Annotated in this window: 18 protein-coding genes; 8 read left to right on the forward strand and 10 right to left on the reverse strand. The window is 71.9% G+C overall.

Annotated features, from left to right (window positions below; genetic code table 11):
• Nucleotides 1-65: 65 nt before the first annotated feature.
• Both SRB5_RS04080 and SRB5_RS35800 read left to right on the forward strand, forming a co-directional pair.
• Entirely contained in the window at nucleotides 66-1,019 is a 954-nt protein-coding gene (locus tag SRB5_RS04080) for a cytochrome c oxidase assembly protein (RefSeq protein ID WP_153450049.1), read from the forward strand.
• Nucleotides 1,020-1,105: 86 nt separating this feature from the next.
• Nucleotides 1,106-1,276, forward strand: a complete 171-nt coding sequence (locus SRB5_RS35800; protein ID WP_194292820.1) for a hypothetical protein — start codon at nucleotides 1,106-1,108, stop codon at nucleotides 1,274-1,276.
• A 16-nt stretch (nucleotides 1,277-1,292) separates the two neighbouring features.
• On the opposite strand, the gene SRB5_RS04085 is transcribed toward SRB5_RS35800, so the two are convergent.
• From SRB5_RS04085 to SRB5_RS04095, 3 genes are all read right to left on the reverse strand, one after another.
• A complete protein-coding gene (locus tag SRB5_RS04085; RefSeq protein WP_323377002.1) occupies nucleotides 1,293-1,487 on the reverse strand; it encodes a hypothetical protein in 195 nt (64 codons plus the stop codon).
• Between the two features lie 115 nt (nucleotides 1,488-1,602).
• Complete coding sequence (locus SRB5_RS04090; RefSeq protein ID WP_153450050.1) at nucleotides 1,603-3,123, reverse strand: hypothetical protein; 1,521 nt, start codon at nucleotides 3,121-3,123, stop codon at nucleotides 1,603-1,605.
• A 31-nt stretch (nucleotides 3,124-3,154) separates the two neighbouring features.
• On the reverse strand, nucleotides 3,155-3,349 hold the full coding sequence (locus SRB5_RS04095; RefSeq protein WP_323377004.1) for a hypothetical protein: 195 nt from the start codon (nucleotides 3,347-3,349) through the stop codon (nucleotides 3,155-3,157).
• A gap of 220 nt (nucleotides 3,350-3,569) precedes the next feature.
• Here SRB5_RS04095 and SRB5_RS04100 point away from each other — a divergent pair, with 220 nt between their 5' ends.
• From SRB5_RS04100 to SRB5_RS04115, 4 genes are all read left to right on the forward strand, one after another.
• On the forward strand, nucleotides 3,570-4,553 hold the full coding sequence (locus SRB5_RS04100) for an NADPH:quinone oxidoreductase family protein (protein ID WP_153450051.1): 984 nt from the start codon (nucleotides 3,570-3,572) through the stop codon (nucleotides 4,551-4,553).
• Between the two features lie 12 nt (nucleotides 4,554-4,565).
• Nucleotides 4,566-5,765, forward strand: a complete 1,200-nt coding sequence (locus SRB5_RS04105; RefSeq protein WP_153450052.1) for an acyl-CoA dehydrogenase family protein — start codon at nucleotides 4,566-4,568, stop codon at nucleotides 5,763-5,765.
• Nucleotides 5,762-6,862, forward strand: a complete 1,101-nt coding sequence (locus SRB5_RS04110) for an acyl-CoA dehydrogenase family protein (RefSeq protein WP_153450053.1) — start codon at nucleotides 5,762-5,764, stop codon at nucleotides 6,860-6,862. Before SRB5_RS04105 ends, SRB5_RS04110 begins: the two co-directional genes overlap by 4 nt.
• A gap of 83 nt (nucleotides 6,863-6,945) precedes the next feature.
• Nucleotides 6,946-7,776 carry an aldo/keto reductase gene (locus tag SRB5_RS04115; protein ID WP_323377006.1) on the forward strand — a complete coding sequence of 277 codons (831 nt, stop codon included), beginning with the start codon at nucleotides 6,946-6,948 and terminating at the stop codon, nucleotides 7,774-7,776.
• Between the two features lie 32 nt (nucleotides 7,777-7,808).
• Here the strand turns inward: SRB5_RS04115 and SRB5_RS04120 are convergent, their stop codons facing one another.
• The 7 genes from SRB5_RS04120 to SRB5_RS04150 form a co-directional block, all read right to left on the reverse strand.
• Nucleotides 7,809-8,294: a hypothetical protein gene (locus SRB5_RS04120; protein ID WP_153450054.1), complete on the reverse strand. Its 486-nt coding sequence runs from the start codon at nucleotides 8,292-8,294 to the stop codon at nucleotides 7,809-7,811.
• A gap of 105 nt (nucleotides 8,295-8,399) precedes the next feature.
• Nucleotides 8,400-8,870 (reverse strand): group III truncated hemoglobin, encoded by a 471-nt coding sequence (locus SRB5_RS04125; RefSeq protein WP_153450055.1) that lies wholly within the window; start codon nucleotides 8,868-8,870, stop codon nucleotides 8,400-8,402.
• A gap of 116 nt (nucleotides 8,871-8,986) precedes the next feature.
• Entirely contained in the window at nucleotides 8,987-9,550 is a 564-nt protein-coding gene (locus tag SRB5_RS04130; protein ID WP_323377008.1) for a rhodanese-like domain-containing protein, read from the reverse strand.
• A 212-nt stretch (nucleotides 9,551-9,762) separates the two neighbouring features.
• Nucleotides 9,763-12,147, reverse strand: a complete 2,385-nt coding sequence (locus tag SRB5_RS04135) for a beta-xylosidase/alpha-l-arabinosidase (protein WP_456114906.1) — start codon at nucleotides 12,145-12,147, stop codon at nucleotides 9,763-9,765.
• Complete coding sequence (locus SRB5_RS04140; protein WP_153450057.1) at nucleotides 12,144-12,962, reverse strand: carbohydrate ABC transporter permease; 819 nt, start codon at nucleotides 12,960-12,962, stop codon at nucleotides 12,144-12,146. The genes SRB5_RS04135 and SRB5_RS04140 overlap by 4 nt, the downstream gene beginning before the upstream one ends.
• Nucleotides 12,962-13,912, reverse strand: a complete 951-nt coding sequence (locus tag SRB5_RS04145; RefSeq protein WP_153450058.1) for a carbohydrate ABC transporter permease — start codon at nucleotides 13,910-13,912, stop codon at nucleotides 12,962-12,964. Before SRB5_RS04145 ends, SRB5_RS04140 begins: the two co-directional genes overlap by 1 nt.
• Before the next feature lie 25 nt (nucleotides 13,913-13,937).
• The gene (locus SRB5_RS04150) at nucleotides 13,938-15,248 is read right to left on the reverse strand and encodes an ABC transporter substrate-binding protein (protein ID WP_153450059.1); all 1,311 of its coding nucleotides are present in this window, start codon (nucleotides 15,246-15,248) and stop codon (nucleotides 13,938-13,940) included.
• Between the two features lie 140 nt (nucleotides 15,249-15,388).
• Here SRB5_RS04150 and SRB5_RS04155 point away from each other — a divergent pair, with 140 nt between their 5' ends.
• Nucleotides 15,389-16,474 carry a LacI family DNA-binding transcriptional regulator gene (locus SRB5_RS04155; RefSeq protein WP_153450060.1) on the forward strand — a complete coding sequence of 362 codons (1,086 nt, stop codon included), beginning with the start codon at nucleotides 15,389-15,391 and terminating at the stop codon, nucleotides 16,472-16,474.
• 176 nt (nucleotides 16,475-16,650) lie between these two features.
• On the forward strand, nucleotides 16,651-19,851 hold the full coding sequence (locus SRB5_RS04160; RefSeq protein WP_153450061.1) for a glycosyl hydrolase 115 family protein: 3,201 nt from the start codon (nucleotides 16,651-16,653) through the stop codon (nucleotides 19,849-19,851).
• Nucleotides 19,852-19,865 lie beyond the last annotated feature (14 nt).

Genomic DNA, 19,865 nt, shown 5'->3' on the forward strand with positions numbered 1-19,865 from the left:
CCCGCGCCATCGCCGCGGGAGGGCGGCTCTAGGCTTGTCGCAGCACCACGCGACAGGAGCAGGACATGGATCACCACGGCGGGCACGGCACGGACACGCTTCCGCCGTTCACCATCGGCCGCGGGCTGGAGTTCACGGGCGAGCCCTTCTTCCTCATCGGCTCGATCCTGGCGCTCGCCCTGTACGGCTGGGGGGTGATCCGGCTGCACCGGCGCGGCGACAGCTGGCCGGTCGCACGGACCGCCGTCTTCACCCTCGGGGTGCTGACCCTGGTGGCCGTGATGTGCACCGCGCTCAACGACTACGGCATGTTCATGTTCAGCGTGCACATGGTGCAGCACATGGTGATCAGCATGCTGTCGCCGATCCTGCTGCTCCTCGGCGCCCCGGTCACCCTGATGCTGCGCGCGCTGCCCACCGGCCGCCGCGGTTCGCGCGTCAGCCCCCGGGCGCTGCTGGTGCGGCTGCTGCACAGCACCTATCTGAAGGTGATCACCCACCCGGGCTTCACGATCCCGATGTTCATCGCGAGCCTGTACGCGCTGTACTTCACGCCGCTGTTTGACTTCCTGATGGGTTCGCAGGCCGGGCATCTGGTGATGATGGTGCACTTCCTCGCCGTCGGCCTGGTGTTCTTCTGGCCGATCATGGGCGCCGACCCCGGACCGCACCGCCACGGGCATGTGATGCGGATGCTGATCCTCTTCGCCGGGATGCCCTTCCACGCCTTCTTCGGCATCGCGCTGATGATGGCGAGCGAGCCCCTGGTGGAGACCTATCTGCACCCGCCGGCGTCCCTGGGCATCGACCCCCTGGGCGACCAGCAGTCGGCCGGCGGCATCGCCTGGGCGTTCAGCGAGATCCCCTCGGTCCTGGTCCTCGTCGCCCTGCTCTACCAGTGGTACACGTCCGAGCAGCGCCGGGCCCGCCGCTCCGACCGCGCCGCCGACCGCAACGGGGACGAGGAACTCGAGGCGTACAACGCCTACCTGGCGTCGCTGCAGGCGCGCGGGCAGTAGCGCCGCACCCACCGCCGGGGTGACTATGGAGGTCACTACTGTGTCCCCGGCGGCACACCCCCCGGGGCGGGGTGAGGAGGCCGGCGATGCCGGGTTCGGCGAAGACCTTGTCGGCGTGTGCCATGGGCGGACTCGTGCTGGTGACCGCGTACACGGTGGCGCTGGGCAGCAACGGCTGGCTGTGGTTCGGCTGGGTCGTGCTGACCCTCGCCACCGTCGGCGTGCTGCTCACGTCCGGCTCGCGGCCCGGGCGGTAGTACGCGGCCGGGCCGGCTAGAGGGCGATACCGCCGAGGAGCTGCGCGAGCGACTCACCGCCCGCGCGGATGCTCGGCGCGATCGCCGTGCCCGCGAGATAGAAGCCGAAGAGCCCGCAGATGAGCGCGTGGCTGAACTTCAGGCCGTCTTTGCGGAAGAACAGGAACACGATGATGCCCAGGAGAACGACACCGGAGACTGACAGGATCACGGGACTCTCCGAAAACTCGGTGCATCGGCACCCACCATCGTCAAGTCCGGCTACGCCGCGCGCATGGCGTGCTACTGCAAACGGGTGACGATCCGGTCGCCCTGCGCGACCCCGTTCAGCCGGCCGGCGCGGCGGGTGTGGTGGGCGCGGCGGGTTCCGCGGGCGGCGGCAGCAGCCCCAGCACCGCCTCCCGGGCCTCGGCCGCGGTGTCCTCCCGGTCCGGGTTGGGCGTCGCCGGCACCTGGATCCGGTGCACGGGGCCGGTCCCCAGCCGCGCGTAGCCGCGTCCCGGCGGCGCGTCGGCCGGCGGGGTGGTGTTCGGCGGGGCGCCCAGCACCGCCCGTACCTGCTCGGCGTTCGCCGCGCCCAGCATGACGCGGGCCCGGGTGTGGCCGGTCACCGCGTCGTCCAGCGCGGCCGCCGTGTCGAAGTGCTCGGCGACCACGACCGTCACCACCGCGGCCCGCCCGTGCTGCAGCGGCAGCCGCAGCAGCTGCTGCGGGTCCGGCCGGCCGTCCAGTGCGGCGATCTGGCTGAGCACGGTCGGCCGGTCCACGACGAGCCACAGCGGCTGATGGGCCTGCCCGCCCAGGGCCAGGCGCCGCTGCGTCTCGCGCACCACCCACTCCAGCACCCCGACCGCCCCGGTGATGCGGCTCTCCACGGCCAGGATCCCGCTGCGGCCGCGCAGGAACGCGTACTCGCCGGTGCCCGCCGAGTCGACGATCGCGACCTGCGCCTGCGGTGCGGACTGCAGGGCCAGCGACCGCAGCAGACTGCTCGTCCCGCTGCCGGGATGGCCGACGGCCAGCAGGTGCGGGAGCGTGGTGTTCGGTCCCGTCCGCCACAGGACGGGCGGTACGTCCCGCTGCTCGCCGTCCACCGTGACCGGCATGGTCCGGGTGACGCCGCGTTCGTCGGTGAACCCCAGCACCCGCTCCCCGGGCGCGGTGACGAACCGCTGCGCCGTGATGTCGGCGGGCAGCGGGGGCAGGGCCCGTACCGACAGCCGGTTCTCCTCCTCGTCCCAGTCGAAGAGGAATTCCCGGCCCCGGCCGGCCTTGGCCTCCAGCAGCCGCTCGACCTTCGCCCGCGCCTCCGGCTCGCCGTCGGCGAAATACGCGGGATAGCGCAGGGTGAGGCAGGCCAGCCGGCCTTCTTCGTCGCGTTCGTAGTCGGTGAGTACGTCCTCGTGGCTGCCGCCGTGGGAATACAGCGGTTCCGGGTCCTCCGGTACGGAGAAATGCGGCACCAGGGCCGCGTAGAGCAGCGCGGGACGGTTGTCCTCCGGTACGTCCGCGTCGCCGTCGCCCGCAGTGGCCGGGGCGGGTTCGCGGCCCAGCCACCAGGCGGTGCCCAGGATCGCCACGGCGGTGGCGACGATTCCGTACGGCGCCAGGTAGACCAGGAAGCCAGCGGCCACGGCGAAGAAGGCCAGGGGTGTGCGTCTGTCCTGCGGGGTGCTGCTCCAGCGGGCGCGGCCGGCGCCGGCGATGCGGGTCAGGCCGCGGGTCACCGCGCGGAAGGGGCGCAGCAGGTCGTGCGCGGATCCGGCCGCGTGCTGCGCGGCCTCGCGGCCGCGGCTGAGGGCCGCCGTACCCGCCGACAGCAGCCGGGGCAGTTCGCGTCGGGCCATCGGCGTTCCTTTCCCGGGACCGGGGCTCCGGCTAGAGGTTGATCCCGCTGAGGAGGCTTGCGAGTCCGTTGCCGCCGGCCGTGATGCTGGGGGCGACGGCGGAACCGGCGAGATAGAAGCCGAACAGCACGCAGACGATGGCGTGCGCCGGTTTCAGCCCGTCCTTGCGGAAGAACAGGAACACGATGATGCCCAACAGCAGTACACCGGAGACAGAAAGAACCACTGCACACTCCCGAATGGACGAAGCTCTCGGAAAGGAATTCCACATTCCCACCGCGACACGCGCGCCGAAGGGAGCAAAACCACGATGAACTGATAAATCACCCGGGTGGTGGATCCGATCCGGCCCGGGCGCGGCCGTCGTGGCCCCTTCCCTCCGGGAAACCGACCGCTTAGTATGTGCCCGCGCCCATCAGTCGACGACGCCGAGGAGCTGTCCGGACATGAAGGCATGGCAGGTTCACGAGAACGGCGAGCCGCGTGAGGTCATGCGGCCGGCGGAGGTCGCCGACCCCGTCCCCGGTCCGGGTCAGGTCCTGGTCCGGGTCCGCGCGGCGAACGTGAACTTCCCCGACGCCCTGCTGTGCCGCGGCCAGTACCAGGTCCGACCGCCGCTGCCCTTCACCCCGGGCGTGGAGCTGTGCGGCGAGATCACCGCCCTCGGCGAGGGCGCGGACGGGGAGATCGGCGCCCGGGTGCTCGCCCAGCCGGTGCTGCCGTCCGGCGCGTTCGCCGGCCTCGCGCTCGCCGACGCGGGGTCCGTCCGGCCCGCGCCCGGCGCGCTGGACGACGCGGAGTGCGCCGCCCTGCACATCGGCTACCAGACGGGATGGTTCGGCCTGCACCGCCGGGCCCACCTGCGCTCCGGGGAGACACTGCTGGTGCACGCAGCCGCCGGCGGGGTCGGCAGCGCCGCCGTTCAGCTGGGCAAGGCCGTCGGCGCCCGCGTCATCGGTGTGGTCGGCGGCGCGGAGAAGGCCGCGGTGGCCGCCGCGCTGGGCTGCGACGTCGTGATCGACCGTACGACCCAGGACGTGATCGCCGCCGTCAAGGAGGCCACCGGGGGCCGCGGCGCGGACGTCGTCTACGACCCGGTGGGCGGGGCCGCGTACCAGCAGTCCGCCAAGACCGTGGCCTTCGAGGGCCGCATCGTGGTCGTCGGCTTCGCCAGCGGCGACATCCCCGCGCCCGCGCTGAACCACGCGCTGGTGAAGAACTACTCCATCGTCGGACTGCACTGGGGCCTGTACAACGCCCGGGACCCGCGTGCCGTCGCCGACTGCCACGCCGAGCTGACCCGGCTGGCCGCCTCGGGCGCCGTGCGGCCGCTGGTGTCCGAACGCGTCCCCCTCGAAGGGGCCGCGGACGCCGTGCAGCGCGTCGCGGACGGCACCACCACCGGCCGCGTCGTCGTCGTACCCAACTGACGGGACACCTCCATGGCTTCGCAGACATCCGACGCCGCCGGGATCCGGCGCCGCACCCACGAGTTCCTCGCCGCGCATCCGCCGGCCACCACCGACCCCCTGGCCTTCCACCGCGCCCGCTTCGACGCGGGCCTGGCCTGGGTCCACTACCCCGAGGGCCTGGGCGGACTGGGCGCCTCCCGGGCGCTGCAGCCCGTGGTCGACGCGGAGATGGACGCGGCCGGCGCGCCCGGCGGCAACGGGCCCGAGACCAACGGCATCGGCCTGGGCATGGCCGCGCCGACCATCCTGCGCTACGGCACCGAGGAGCAGAAGCGGCGCTTCCTGAGGCCCCTGTGGTGCGGCGAGGAGATCTGGTGCCAGCTGTTCTCCGAGCCCGGCGCCGGCTCCGACCTGGCGGGCCTGGCCACCCGGGCGGTCCGCGACGAGGCCGGCGACTGGCGGGTGACGGGGCAGAAGGTGTGGACGTCCAGCGCGCACAACGCGGACTTCGCCATCCTCATCGCGCGCACCGACCCGGACGTGCCCAAGCACCGGGGCATCACGTACTTCCTGTGCGACATGCGTGCCGAGGGCGTCGAGGTGCGGCCGCTGCGGCAGATCACCGGCGAGGCCGAGTTCAACGAGGTGTTCCTCACCGGCGTCCGCATCCCCGACGCCCACCGCCTCGGTGACCTGGGCGACGGCTGGCGGGTCGCGCAGACCACCCTCAACAACGAGCGCGTCGCCATCGGCGGCGGCGACGTCCCCCGCGAGGGCGGCCACATCGGACTCGTCTCCGCCGTCTGGCGCGAACGCCCCGAGCTGCGCACCCCCGAACTCCACCAGCGGCTGCTGGCGCTGTGGGCCGAGGCGGAGGCGCTGCGGCTGTCCGGCGCCCGGCTGCGCCAGCAGCTCGTCGCCGGCCAGCCGGGGCCGGAGGGCTCGGCGATGAAGCTGGGCTTCGCCCGCCTCGCGCAGGAGATCTCGGGGCTGGGCCTGGAGCTGATGGGGGAGGAGGGCCTGGCGTACGACGACTGGACCCAGGTGCGGCCCGAGCGGGTCGACTTCCTCGGCCGGGAGGCGGGCTACCGCTATCTGCGGGCCAAGGGCAACTCCATCGAGGGCGGCACCTCGGAGATCCTGCTCAACATCATCGCCGAACGTGTGCTGGGGCTGCCCTCGGAGCCGCGCACCGACAAGGACGCCGCCTGGAAGGACCTGCCCCGATGAGCGAGTTCACGGCCGACCTGCTGTACTCCCGCGACGAGGAGGACCTGCGCGCCGCGGTCCGCTCGCTGCTCGCCGACCGGGCGGACCCGGTCCGGCTGACCGCCGCGGCCGAGTCCCCTCAGGGTCCGTACGACCCCCGGCTGTGGACCTCGCTCGGCACGGAGATGGGGCTGGCCGGGCTGCTGGTCCCGGAGAAGTCCGGCGGCGCGGGGGCCACCCACCGGGAGGCCGCCGTGGTGCTTGAGGAGCTGGGGCGTACGGTCGCCCCGGTGCCGTTCCTGACCTCCGCGGTGATCGCCACGGAGGCGCTGCTGGCGTGTGAGCCCGAGGCCGCCGCGGGGCTGCTGCCCGCGCTGGCGGCGGGTACGCGGACGGCGGTGCTCGCGGTGCCGTTCTCCGCCTCGCCGTACGGGGGCGCCGCCCGGACCGTGACGGCGGCCGGGGGGCGGCTGACCGGCGTCGTCACGTCCGTGGCGGACGGGACGCGGGCGGACGTGTTCCTGGTGCCGGCGGACGACGGCCTGTACGCCGTCGGGCGGGACGCCGCGGCGGTGGAGGCGATGACGTCCCTGGACCTCACCCGCCCGCTGGCCCGCGTGAGGCTCGACGGGGCTCCCGGCGTGCGGCTGACGGCCGCCACGGACGCGGCGGTGGTGCGGGCGCTGCGGGCGGGGGCGGGACTGCTGGCGTCGGAGCAGCTGGGGGTGGCGGAGTGGTGTCTGACGGAGACCGTGGGCTACCTCAAGGAACGGCGTCAGTTCGCGCGCCGGGTCGGTGGCTTCCAGGCCCTCAAGCACCGGCTGGCGCAGCTGTGGCTGCAGATCGTGTCCGCCCGGGCCGCCGCGCGTTACGCCGCCGACTGCCTCGCCACCGGCGCCGCCGACACGGACGTCGCGGTGGCCGTGGCCCAGTCCTGCGCCGGGCAGACGGCGGTCCGGGCCGCCGAGGAGGCGCTGCAGCTGCACGGGGGGATCGGCATGACCTGGGAACATCCCGTCCACCTGTACCTCAAGCGCGCGAAGTCCGCCCAGCTGGCGCTGGGTTCCCCCGGCGCCCACCGGCAGGCGCTGGCGGGGCTCGTGGACCTGCCGGCCTGACGGCGACACCCACTGCCGGGGTGCCGGGTTCGCGTCCCGTCACTCCGGTAGCGTGGTGCGTTCCACCGACGTAAGGAAGCTCCGTGTCCCTGGCCCCCACGCTCACCGCAGGCGACGGCACCCGTATCCCGGCGATCGGCCTGGGCACGTGGCCCATGGGGGACGACGAGGCCCAGGAGGCGGTGGCCGACGCGCTGTCCGCCGGCTACCGGCTCATCGACACCGCGCTCAACTACCGCAACGAGGCCGGCACCGGCCGCGGCATCGCCCGCGGCGGCGTCGCGCGCGAGGACATCGTCGTCACCACCAAGCTCCCCGGCCGCCACCAGGGTTACGAGGAGACCCTCGCCTCGTTCGAGGAGTCCCGCACCCGGCTGGGCCTGGAATACGTCGACCTCTATCTGATCCACTGGCCGCTGCCCCGCGTGGACAAGTACGTCGACTCCTGGCGCGCGATGATCAAGCTGAAGGAGGAGGGCGTCGTCCGGTCGATCGGCGTCTCCAACTTCACCGCCGCCCACCTCGACCGGATCGAGAAGGAGACGGGCGTCCTGCCCGCCGTCAACCAGATCGAGCTCCACCCGTACCTCCCCCAGGACGAGCTGCGCGCGCTGCACGCCGCCAAGGGCATCGTGACGGAGAGCTGGAGCCCCCTGGGCCGCGGCACCGAACTGCTCGCCGACCAGGAACTCGCCGCCGTCGCCGAGGCGCACGGGGTCACTCCCGCCCAGGTGGTGCTGCGCTGGCACGTCCAGCTCGGCGCGGTCCCGATCCCCAAGTCCTCGGACCCGGCCCGCCGGCGCGCCAATCTGGACGTCTTCGGCTTCGAGCTCTCCGACGACGAGATGGCCGTCGTCTCCGCCCGGGAGCCCCGCAGGACGGGCGGGGACCCCGACCACCACGAGGAGTTCTGAGCGGTCCGACGCGGCTCAGCGGCCGGGTGTCGTCACGCGTCGGACTCGTCCGAGGGCCGCAGGCCGAACCTCAGGTCGTTCACACCGGTGACGATCGAGGTGTAGAGGTTGGTGCAGTCGATGAACTTCTGGGTCTCCTCGGGGGTGAAGGTCACCTCGGGGACGGTGGCGCACATGCGCCCGAAGTAGTCGTCGTACTGCCCGGTGATGGTGGTGGCGGCGTCGATCGCCGCCTGGTAGCGGTCCTTGTCCGGGCGGGCCCGCACGTCCGCGAGTACCTTCCCGGCGACCGCGTCGATCGCCGCCGCGTGAGCCTCGCACCCGGCGCCGACGCCGACCGTGCAGGCGGCCGGCTTGGCCCGGACCGCGTTGGTGAGCATGCCGTCCCACTTGTCCTGCAGCTCGAACGAACCGTCCCCGCCGCCCCCGCCTCCGTCCGCGCACGCTCCGGCGGCCCCCGTCACCGTACAGATCACCAGCGCCGCCAGTATCCGCGCCGTCCTGCGTCCCGCTCCCATCGAGCGTCCTCCCCCATACCCCTCACCGCCTCCGTCCGGACCGGACGGAGCGCCCGAGAGCGTAGCGCAGCCACGGCGTGCGCGCGGGGGAGTCCCGGCTCGCGGTCAGGCCGCGGTGCGCAGCCGCAGGGCGGCGAGGGGGACGAAGCCGGGGCCCGTGCCGTCGGTGGAGGCTTCGGGGCCGGAGAGGCGGCGGAGCATCGCCAGGGCGACGCGTTCGCCCTGCTTCTTGGCGCGTTCGGCGACGGGGCCGCGGTGGCGGCCGTCGACGGAGGCGTGCCAGAGCTGGACCCAGCGGCCGAAGTGTTCGGCGGTCAGCTGGGTGTGCCGGTGCAGGCGGACGTGTACGGCGAGGGGGTCGCGCGGGTTCGCGATCGGGGTGCGGAACAGGGCGCGGTCCCAGAAGTCGAGGATGTGGGGCATGTGCTCGTCGAGATCGGTGCCCGCGATCTCGGTGAAGAACGGTCCGATCAGCGGATCCGCGAACGCCGCGCCGTAGAAGCGGTGCAGCAGGGTGTCCAGATCGCCGCGTCCCGCGATGTCACCGTCCGCCCGGTGTCCGGCTGCCACGTCCATAGTCACCAGCCTTCCTGTCACTACCGACGCTACCTCATGGTATGGAACGACTTGTCCCTTTCGGGGCCAGGCAAGGCGTTCCTACCGTCGACATGTGAGAGAAGTCGCACCGGGGCTCAGCTCGCCCGCAGCAGCTCCAGCGTCCGCTCCAGCTCCTCGTCCCCGCCGCGCGGCCGGTTGTACGGGAGCCTGCCGAGCATCGCCGCCATGCCGCAGGTGTTCGTCACGGCCGAGAACACCAGGCCGGCGCCGATCGCGGCGGACAGCAGCCAGGCGTAGGGGACGGCGAGGTTCAGCAGCAGCCCGACCAGGACGAGGGAGCCGGCCGTCAGCCGCACCTGCCGGTCCATGGGCCACACGGAGCGGACCGCCGGGCCCTCGCTGCGCTCCAGTTCACCGCTCCACGCGGCGGTGCCGCCCGTCACGGACGGGGCGGAGATCCCCGCCTGGGCGAGCTTGGCCGCGGCGTTCTGCGACCGGCTGCCGGTGGCGCACACCACGGCGAGCTCACCCTTGCCGGCCGCCTCGCGCAGGGCGGGCAGCGCGGCGGTGATCCGGTCGAGGGGGACGTTGTGCGAGCCGGGTATGTGGCCGGCGGCGTACTCGCCGGGCGTGCGGACGTCTATGACGGTCCGGTCCTGGAGGCTGCCGACGCCTATTTCGGCGGGGAGTGTGGTCACGGGGAGTCCTCGGGATGCGGGGGTGGGGTGGGGACGGGGGGACACCCTACCTCGGAGTTGCGGGAGGGGCACCGGGGGTAACAAGGCGGAAATGACCCGTTCGTACGCGGGATCGGTGGGCCGGTTCCCAACGCGTCGCGAAACGTGGGGAGTTGGTACGGAAGGGGCCCGTCCACCCGGTGAGTGGACGGGCCCCGGCCTCCGAGGAATCGTTACGCCTCGACCGTGAACTCCGCGTGCATCCGCCGCCCGTGGCCGACCTCGCGGACCGGCCCGGTGAGGGCGACCCGCGCCGTCAGCCGGGCGTCGGTGCTGGAGGCGGCCAGCCGCAGCTCGAGCTCGCCCGGCTCCACCACGCGCCGGCCGTCGCGCCCGGTGAAGGCGACCAGGTCGGCCGGGACGGACACGTTCACCCGCGCCGAGGCGCCGGCGGCGAGGTCCACCCGGACGTAGCCGATCAGCCGCTGCACGGGCTGCACGACCGACGCGACGGGATCGTGCACGTACAGCTGCACGACCTCGGTGCCGGCGCGGTCACCGGTGTTGCGCACGGTGCACCCGAGCCGGAACTCGCCGTCCGTGGCCGCCGACGCGCCGTCGCCGGCCAGGTCGCTCCACGCGAACGTGGTGTACGTCAGCCCGTGCCCGAAGCCGAACGCGGGCGTCGGGTCGATGTTGGACACCTCGCTGACGTGCTCGAGCGGCGCCGCGAGATACGTGGACGGCTGGGCGCCCGGATTGCGCGGCACGCTGACGGGCAGCCGGCCGGACGGGGCGGTGCGCCCGCTGAGCACCGAGGCGATGGCGCCGGTGCCCTCCTCGCCGGGGAAGAACGACTGCACGACGGCGGCGGACTCGGTGACCGCCCGCCCCAGCACGTACGGCCGCCCGGCCAGCAGCGTCACCACGACGGGGACGCCGGTGTCCAGCAGCGCGTCGAGCAGCCGGCCCTGGACGCCGGGCAGGTCGAGGGACTGCGCGTCGCAGCCCTCGCCGGAGGTGCCGCGGCCGAAGAGTCCCGCCCGGTCGCCGAGCGCGGTGACGACGACGTCGGCGCGGCGGGCCAGCTCGAGGGCCTCGGCGAAGCCGCCGGTGTCCGTGCCGTCGACGCTCGCCCCGGCGGCCACCTCGATCTTGCAGTCGGGGAACTCCGCCTCGAGCGCCTGGCGCAGCGTCGGCAGCTCCACGCCCAGCGGTACGTCGGGGTGCTGCCCGCCGACGTGCACGGGGAACGCGTAGCAGCCCAGGACCGCGGTGGGGACCTCGGCGTTGGGGCCGATCAGGGCGATCGTGCGGGGCGTGGCGGGGTCGAGGGGCAGGGTGCCGTCGTTGTGCAGGAGCACCACGGCCCGCTCGGCGATCCGCCGGGCCAGGGCCCGGTTGTCCGCGTGGTCGAGGTCGATCGTGCCGCGCAGGGACGCGGGGTCCGCGGTGGTGTCGGCGCCGGCCAGGGCGGACGGCACCGGGCTCCAGTCGGGGTCGAGCAGACCGAGTTCGGCCTTCTGTACGAGCACCCGGCGCAGCGCGCGGTCGACGAGGTCCTCGGGCACCCGGCCTGCGGCGATCTCCTCGCGCAGATGGGTTCCGAAGGCGTTGACGGTGGGGAGTTCCACGTCGATGCCCGCGGCCAGTGCGGCCCCCGCGGCCTCACCGAGCGTGCCCGCCACGCCGTGGAGGTTCTTCAGGAAGGCGATCCCGAAGTAGTCGGACACCACCGTCCCGGCGAAGCCCCAGGTGTCGCGGAGCAGTCCGGTCAGCAGCCGGTCGTCGGCGCTGGCCGGCACACCGTCGATGTCGTTGTACGCGGCCATCACCGATCCGACGCCGGACTCGCGCAGCGCCATCTCGAACGGCGGCAGGATGACGTCCGCCAGCTCCCTCGCGCCCATGCCGACGGGGGCGAGGTTGCGGCCCGCGCGGGAGGCGGAGTAGCCGGCGAAGTGCTTGAGGGTGGCGATGATCCCGGCGGACTGCAGGCCCCGTACGTACGCGGTGGCGATGGTGCCGACCAGATACGGGTCCTCGCCGATGGTCTCCTCGACGCGTCCCCAGCGCGCGTCGCGTACGACGTCCAGGACGGGCGCGAGGCCCTGGTGGACGCCGACCGAGCGCATGTCCCGGCCGATGGCGGAGGCCATCTCGTGGACGATCGCGGGGTCGAAGGTGGCGCCCCAGGACAGCGGGACGGGGTAGGCGGTGGCGCCCCAGGCGGCGAAGCCGGCGAGGCACTCCTCGTGGGCCAGCGCGGGTATGCCGAAGCGGTTGGCGTCGGCGACGGTGCGCTGGGTGCGCATCAGGGACACGGCGCCGAGCGCCGGGTCGACGGGCCGGGTGCCGAAGGGGCGGGTGAGCTGGCCCAGGCCCTCGGGCAGCAGGTCGTCGAGGGCGACCGGCTCCTCCATGTCGTGCTGGTGCGGGGCGACGGGCTCGCCCGAGTCCGAGGCGCCCACCCAGATGCCGAAGAGCTGGGCGATCTTCTCGTGCAGGGTCATCTCGCGGATCAGCGCGTCGGCTCTGTCGCCCGCGCCGAGCGTGGTGTCGCGCCAGGGCGCCGCGGCGGACTCGGTGTGGGGCTGTGCGGCCACGTTGTCGGTCACTTTCCTCCGACCCCCATCAGCCCCTGGACCAGGGCACGGCGGGCGAACAGGTAGACGAGCAGGACGGGGAGCATGGACAGGACCACGGCGGAGAGGATGCCGGGCATGTTGATGCCGTGTTCGGTCTGGAAGTCGTAGAGCCCCATGGTGATGACCTTGGTCTCCGTGGACTGGGTCAGGACCAGGGGGAACAGGAAGCCGTTCCAGGCCTGGAGGGAGGAGAAGACCACGATCGTCGACAGCCCGGACTTGGACAGCGGCAGCACCAGCTGGAAGAACACCCGCCAGGTGGAGGCGCCGTCCACGGTCATCGCCTCGTACAGGTCCGGGGTGATGTCGCGCATGACCCCGGAGAGGATCAGTGCGCAGACCGGCATCGCGAAGGCCGCCGTCGGCAGGATGACGCCGATGAGGTTGTCGTAGAGACCGGCCTCGTTGATCAGGTAGAACATCGGGACGATCACGGCCTGGGAGGGGATCGCCAGGCCCAGCAGGAACAGCCGGAAGACGCTGCCGGTGGTCCGGCCGGTGCTGCGGACGATCGCGTACGACAGCGGCGGGACGAGCAGGACGACGATGCCGACCACGCACACCGTGACGATGATGGTGTTGAGGAAGTACTGCCCGAAACCGTCGTTGAGGTCGTCGAGGTAGTTGTCGAACGTGAAGTGCTTGGGGAAGGCGAGCGGGCCGTTGGCCGCGTAGTCCTGCTGGCTCTGCACGGTGGCGATGAGCATCACGTACAGCGGCAGACCGACGACGAACAGCCAGATCAGCGAGCCGAATCCCGCGAGGTAATTGGGGCGGCCCTTCATCACAGACCCTCCATGGTGCTGCGCATCTTGTCGTAGCCCGACAGCTTCACCATGACCAGCGACACCAGCGTGGCCACCACGACGAGCAGCAGGGCGATCGCGGAGCCGGCGCCGAAGTCGAAGCTCTTGAAGGCCTTCTGGTACATGTAGTACGCGCTGTTGGTGGTGTCGGTGCCCGGTCCGCCGGCGGTGAGGATCAGCACGGTGTCGAACGTCGTGAGCCCGCCGACCACCATGAGGATCATCGAGGTGATGATGCTGTTGCGCAGCTGCGGCAGGGTGATGTGGAAGAACTGCCGGACGGTGCCCGCGCCGTCGATCTGCGCGGCCTGGTAGAGGACCGGCGGTACGGCTCGTGCCGCGCCCTGGTAGATGAGCGTGTGCAGCGGGGTGAACTGCCAGGTGGCGACGAATACCAGGACGCCGACCGCGGTGGACTGCTCACCGAGCAGGTTGCCGTCCCCGAAGAGCCACGCGGCCTGCGAGGGGACACCGAAGTTGGGGTCGAGCACGGCGCGCCACAGGACGGAGACGGCCGTGATGGACAGCAGCAGCGGAACGAAGTAGACGGCCGAGAGGATCGCCCGGTTGCGCTGCTTTCCCGCTGCCCAGACGCCGAGGAGGATGCTGATCGGGGTCTGCACGACGACGCCGAGGACGGTCAGGAGCAGAGTCAGCCAGAGGCTCTCGATCATGACGGGGTCGTCGAGCAGCTTCTTCCAGTTGTCCAGGCCGGAGAACTCGGGGGAGCCCAGGCCGTTCCAGCTGGTGAAGGAGAGGACGGCGACCATGAGGAGCGGCACGATGGCGAACAGGGCGAAGAAGAGCGCGGCGGGGGCCGCCCAGACGAAGCCCGGGCGGCCCACCCCCGACCCCCGCCGGCGCGTGGGCCGGCGGGAGCCGTCGCTGTTCACCTTGTCCACGGCGGGTGCTGTGGCGGTGGTGGTCATATGAGTGATCCAGGGATCAGAGGGGTCAGGCCGCGGGCAGGCTCTGCATGGACTTGATGAAGCCGTCGGCATCCATCTGTCCGTTGAAGAACTGCTGGATGGCCGAGTGCAGCGAGGTGGTCGCGGCCGGCGGGAACGCCTGGTCCCAGGAGAGCTGGAACGAGGGCGCGTTCTTGACCAGGTCGAACTGGAACTTCGCGTACTCGGGGCTGGCGGCGGTGTCCAGGAACTGCTCGGTGTTCGTGGTGGTCGGCAGGTTGCCGATGGACATCTGGTCCTTGACGAACGCGTCCGAGTACATGAGCTTCAGGAACTCGCCGACGGCCTCGGGGTGCTTGGTGGACTTCAGCACCGAGTAGAAGTTGTTGGTGTTGCCGGCCACGTTGGCCGCGTCACCCTTGCCGCCGTCGACGGCCGGGAAGGCGCTGTAGCCCAGGTCCGACTTGGCGAAGTCGGGGTGGGCGTCCTGCAGCGTCGAGTACTCCCACGAACCCATGAGCTCGAACGCGGCCTTGCCGGTGGCGAGCAGGGCGGGGGAGCCGCCGTCGGTGAACTTCACCGAGTCGTAGTTGCTGCCGAAGGCGCCGGCGTCGATGAGCTCCTTGAGCATGCCGAGGGCCTTCTTGGAGTCCTCGCTCTCCCAGGCGGCCTTGTCACCGCCCAGCGCCTTTGCGAAGAGCTCGGGGCCCGCGACGCGGTCGTAGGCGTACTGGTACCACATCTGGGTCGGCCACTTGTCCGCGCCGCCCAGCGCGATCGGGTTCTTGACGCCCTTGGCCTTGAGGGTCTTGACCGCGGCGAGCAGCTCGTCCCAGGTCTTGGGGACCTCGATACCGGCGTCCGCGAGGACCTTCTTGTTGTTGAAGAGCAGGACGGGCTGGGTGCCGCGCATGGGCACGCCGTACGCCTTGCCGTCGACCTTGGCGGTGTTGAACACCGACGGCAGGAAGTTGGACTGCAGGCCGGGGTCCTTGGCTATGAAGTCGTCGAGCGGCATCAGCAGTCCGGCGTCGACGTAGGGCTTGATGCTGCCGCCGCCCCAGTTGAAGAACACGTCCGGGGCCTGCTTGCCGCTGATGATCGTCTGCAGCTTGGCCTGGTAGTCCGCACCAGGAATGGTGTCCAGGACCGCCTTGACCTTCGACGTCTTGTTGAAGGTGTCGACGAGACGCTTCTCCACCTTGTTGGTGGCGTCGCCGTAGACCAGGATGTGGATCTCGCCCGATCCGCTGCCCGAGTCCTTGGAGTCGTCACTGCCGCACGCGGTCAGGGTGAGCGCCATCCCCAGCGTCAGACCAGCGGCGGCAGTCCGCAGAAGCCGTGCCCGTTGCTTCATCGTCTCGCCTCTCGAAAATGTTTCGATCCGGTTATCGAAACTTCACGTGACGGGACGCTAGAGTGGCGGTGCCGTGCAGGTCAACCCTCGGATCTTGAGTTACTAAAGTGTGACCCTGTCGTCCGGAAAGGGCGTGCCCTATGCTCCCCACCATGCGAGATGACGAGGAGAGCGGGCGAATTACTCTGGCGCAGGTCGCCGAGAAGGCCGGCGTCTCCATATCGACAGTTTCGAAAGTGCTCAATGGCCGCCAGGACGTCGCGGCTCCCACCCGTATCAAGGTGGAGCGGCTGCTGGAGGCCCACGCCTACCGCCGGACCGCGCGCTCCGGCCGCGAGGCGCCGCTGATCGAGATCGTCTTCCACGAGCTGGAGAGCGTCTGGGCGCTGGAGCTGATACGGGGCGTCGAGAAGATCGCCAAGGCCAACCAGGCGAGCGTGGTGCTCACCGAGAGCGGCACCCGGCACTCGCCGGGCCCCGAGTGGATCGAGGGGGTGCTGCAGCGCCAGCCGATCGGCGTGGTGCTGGTCTTCTCCGCCCTGCCCGACGCGGTCAAGCAGCAACTGCGGGCGCGTTCCATCCCGTTCGTCATCATCGACCCGGCCGGCGACCCGGATCCGGACGTGCCGTCCGTGGGCTCGGCGAACTGGACCGGCGGTCTCGCGGCGACCCGGCATCTGGTCGAGCTGGGGCACCGGCGGATCGGCATCATCACCGGGCCCGAGGACATGCTGTGCTCGCTGGCCCGGCTGGACGGCTACCGCTCGGCGATGAACATGGCGGGGCTGGGGTCCGATCCCGAGCTCGTGCGGTTCGGGGACTTCCACGTGGGCGGCGGGTACGAGCACGCGATGGCGATGCTCGACCTGCCCGATCCGCCCACCGCGATCTTCGCCGGGAGCGATCTGCAGGCCCTCGGCGTGCTCGAGGCGGCCCGGGTCCGCGGGCTGCGGGTGCCGCACGACCTGTCGCTGGTGGGGTACGACGACGTGCTCGTCGCCCGCTGGTCGAGCCCGGCGCTGACGACCGTGCACCAGCCGCTGCGGGAGATGGCCGAGGAGGCCGTGCAGATGCTGCTGCGCCTGCGGTCGGGGGAGTCCCCGGCAACCCGGCTCGAGCTGACCACCACCCTGATCGTCCGCAAGAGCACCGCCCCGGCCGCCGGCGACCCGGCCGCCGCGGAGGGCGCCGTGGCCGGCGGTCTGGCGGAGGTCCCGGCCGAATAGCCGCACTGCCCGTATTCCCCCGTTTGTGACGCGCCTCACGGCGCCGCGCTTCCCCTGGACCTGCACGACCGAAATATTTTCGGTCGTGCAGGTCCATTGTTTCGGTCCCGCACATCCTCCAAGCTCTGTCACGCGGACGCGACTTGGGCAGCAGACGTGATGCGAATGGAGCGGATATGGCCGATATAGATGCATTTGATCCGGATCGAAGGTCGGTGCTCGGAGCCGGTGTCGGCCTCGGTGCGAGCGCCCTCGCGCTGACAACTTTCGGAAGTGTGCCGGGAATCGTCGGCGAGGCCGTTGCCGCCGCCCCCGCGTCCGGCGGCGACGGGCTGCAGGTCACCGACTCCGGCGCGTACATCTCGTTCACCCCCGGCAAGGGCACGTTCACCGTCGCCCGCGGCGGCCGGGCCGTCCCCGTCGTGGTCGACGCCGCCGACCATCCCGGCGTGGTGCGCGCCGCCGGGGACCTGTGCGACGACATCGGGCGCGTCACCGGCGCCCACCCCGTGCTGCGCCGCAGCCGCGACGGCGACGTCGCCGGGGCCGGCCGGGAGCTCGTCCTGATCGGCACCCTCGGCCGCAGCCCGCTGATCGACCGCCTGGTGACCAGCGGAAAGCTCGACGTCACCGGGGTGGCCGGCCGCTGGGAGACCTCGCTGCAGACGGTCGTCGACCACCCCCTGCCCGGCGTGGACCGCGCCCTGGTCATCGCCGGCTCCGACCAGCGCGGCGCGATCTTCGGCACGTACGACGTCAGCTACGGCATCGGCGTCTCGCCCTGGTACTGGTGGGACGACATCATCCCGGTCCACCGCGACGCCCTGTACGTCCGCCCGGGCCGGCACACCCAGGGCAGTCCCGCCGTGAAGTACCGCGGGATCTTCATCAACGACGAGAACCCGGCCCTGGGTACCTGGGCGCCGCGTTTCTTCGGCCCCGGCAAGGCCCCCGGCTTCGAGGGCGGCTTCAACGCCGACTTCTGGGCGAAGATCTTCGAGGTCATGCTGCGGCTGAAGGCCAACTACCTGTGGCCCGCCGTCTGGGGCCGCGCCTTCGCCGAGGACGACCCGGAGAACCACGCCCGCGCCACCGAGTACGGCATCGTCATGGGCACCTCACACGAGGCGCCGATGATGCGCGGCATCGAGGAGTGGAACCGCCACGCGAAGGCCGCCGTCCGCGACAGCGCCGGCACCGTCGTCACCCCCGGCAGCGACCCCTACGGCGGCACCGGCGAGTGGTCCTTCCGCCGCAACGCCGACGCGATCAAGGCGTACTGGCGCGACGGCATCCGGCGCATGGTCCAGCAGGGCTTCGAGGGCGTCGTCACCCTCGGTATGCGCGGCAACGGCGACGTGAGTCTGCCCGACGGCGACGGCATCGAGCTGATGCAGGAGATCATCGCCGCCCAGCGCACCATCCTCGCCGAGGAGACCGGCCGCCCGCTCACCGAGATCCCCCAGGTCTGGACCCTCTACAAGGAGGTCCAGCGCTACTGGGCGCGCGGCCTGCGCGCCCCCGAGGACGTCACCGTCGTACTGTGCGACGACAACTGGGGCAACATCCGCAAGCACCCCGACCCGGCGGAGCCGGCCCGCTCCGGCGGTTACGGTCTGTACTACCACTTCGACTACGTCGGCGCCGGCCGCAACTACAAGTGGGTCGACACCACCTCCCTGCCCAACCTCTGGGACCAGCTGCGCCAGGCGATCGCCTACGGCAACCACACGCTGTGGGTCACCAACGTAGGCGACCTCAAGGGCAACGAGGTCCCCACCCAGTTCTTCCTCGACTACGCCTGGAACCCCGACCGCTGGGACCTGACCGCGCTGCCGGACTGGCTGCGCCGCTTCGCCGCCCACGCCTTCGGCGAGTCCCAGGCCTCGGCCATCGCCGCCGTCCTCGAGGAGTACGCCCGGCTGCAGTCCCTGCGCAAGCCCGAGCTGCTCAACCGGCGCATCACCCTCGACCCGGCGAAGAACCCCGCCACCGACCCGTCGGCGATCGTCTACGACGACCGGGCCACCCCGTTCTCCCTCGACCACCACGGCGAACTCGAGGGCGTCACCCGGCGCTGGCAGGACCTCGCCGAACGCGCCGAGGCGATCGGCTCGCGGCTGCCGGGGGCGGCCCAGGACACCTGGTTCGAGCTCGTCGGCTACCCGGTGGCCGCCACCGCGAACGTCTACACCCTGCGCGAGGCCGAGTTCACCAACCTGCGCTACGCCGCCCAGGGCCGCTCCGCCACGAACGAACGCGCCGCCCGCGCCGAGGCCGGCCTCCAGCGGGACTTCGCGCTGAACGAGCGCTTCAACCTCCGCGTCGCCGACGGCAAGTGGGAGGGCTTCCAGACCCAGCCCCACATCGGCTACGGCGACGTCGCCCGCTACGGCCCCAACGCCCCCTGGCAGCAGCCCGAGCTCAACAACGTGGCCCTCCCCGACGAGATCTTCCCCGCCGTCCGCCGCATCGACGTCCCCGACGCCGCCGAGCTGGGCGTCGCCCTCTCCGGCACGGCCGACTGGTGGCCCCACGCCACCGCCCCCGCCCGGCTCCCGGTGATCAGCCGCCACGGGACCGCCCCGGCGCCGCACCTCGAGCTCTTCAACCGCGGCACCGCCTCCCTCGACTACCGCGTCGAGTCCACCGCCCGCTGGCTGCGCGTCGACACCCCCCGCGGCACCGTCACCCGCCAGACCCGCCTCACGGTGAGCGTCGACTGGAACAGGGCCCCCCGCGGCACCACCGAGGCCGACCTCGTGGTGCACGCCTCCGACGGGACCACCGTCACCGTCACGGCCACCGCCGAGAACCCGGACGTGGCCGGCCTGAAGGGCTTCGTCGAGGCCGGCGGCTACATCGCCGTCGACGCCGAGCACGCCGTACGCGCCGTCGGCGGTCCCGGCATCCGGTGGCAGCGGATCGACGGCGTCGGCCGCGACGGCGCCGGCCTCACCCCCGTCCCGGTCACCGCCCCGACGCAGACCCCCGGCGGCGACTCCCCGCACCTGGAGTACGAGGTCAGCCTGCTCGCCGGGGGAGAGGTCACCCTCTGGACGTATCTGTCGCCCCGTAACCCCGCCCTGGCCGGGACCGGGCTGCGCTACGCCGTGTCCTTCGACGACGACGCCCCGCAGACCGTGGACATCATCGCCGTCAGCGGCTCCGACGACGGCGGCATGAACAACCAGTGGGCCCGTAACACCTCCGACAACGTCAGCCGCACCGCCACCCGGCACACCCTGGCCGCGGGCACGCACCGGCTGAAGTTCTGGATGGTCGACCCGACCGTCGTGGTGCAGCGGCTGCTGATCGACAACGGCGGCCTGCCCGACACCTACCTCGGGCCGCGCGAGAGCCACCGCCTGCGCTGAGCCGCCCCCAGACC

Source organism: Streptomyces smaragdinus (assembly GCF_009604385.1).
GTDB classification, from domain to species: Bacteria; Actinomycetota; Actinomycetes; order Streptomycetales; family Streptomycetaceae; genus Streptomyces; species Streptomyces smaragdinus.

Bases quoted from the DNA above. Each gene is read 5' to 3' on its own strand.
- SRB5_RS04080 (WP_153450049.1), top strand. From the start codon at position 66: ATGGATCACCACGGCGGGCACGGCACGGACACGCTTCCGCCGTTCACC.
- SRB5_RS35800 (WP_194292820.1), top strand. From the start codon at position 1,106: ATGCCGGGTTCGGCGAAGACCTTGTCGGCGTGTGCCATGGGCGGACTC.
- SRB5_RS04090 (WP_153450050.1), bottom strand. From the start codon at position 3,123: ATGGCCCGACGCGAACTGCCCCGGCTGCTGTCGGCGGGTACGGCGGCC.
- SRB5_RS04100 (WP_153450051.1), top strand. From the start codon at position 3,570: ATGAAGGCATGGCAGGTTCACGAGAACGGCGAGCCGCGTGAGGTCATG.
- SRB5_RS04105 (WP_153450052.1), top strand. From the start codon at position 4,566: ATGGCTTCGCAGACATCCGACGCCGCCGGGATCCGGCGCCGCACCCAC.
- SRB5_RS04110 (WP_153450053.1), top strand. From the start codon at position 5,762: ATGAGCGAGTTCACGGCCGACCTGCTGTACTCCCGCGACGAGGAGGAC.
- SRB5_RS04120 (WP_153450054.1), bottom strand. From the start codon at position 8,294: ATGGGAGCGGGACGCAGGACGGCGCGGATACTGGCGGCGCTGGTGATC.
- SRB5_RS04125 (WP_153450055.1), bottom strand. From the start codon at position 8,870: ATGGACGTGGCAGCCGGACACCGGGCGGACGGTGACATCGCGGGACGC.
- SRB5_RS04140 (WP_153450057.1), bottom strand. From the start codon at position 12,962: ATGAAGGGCCGCCCCAATTACCTCGCGGGATTCGGCTCGCTGATCTGG.
- SRB5_RS04145 (WP_153450058.1), bottom strand. From the start codon at position 13,912: ATGACCACCACCGCCACAGCACCCGCCGTGGACAAGGTGAACAGCGAC.
- SRB5_RS04150 (WP_153450059.1), bottom strand. From the start codon at position 15,248: ATGAAGCAACGGGCACGGCTTCTGCGGACTGCCGCCGCTGGTCTGACG.
- SRB5_RS04155 (WP_153450060.1), top strand. From the start codon at position 15,389: ATGCTCCCCACCATGCGAGATGACGAGGAGAGCGGGCGAATTACTCTG.
- SRB5_RS04160 (WP_153450061.1), top strand. From the start codon at position 16,651: ATGGCCGATATAGATGCATTTGATCCGGATCGAAGGTCGGTGCTCGGA.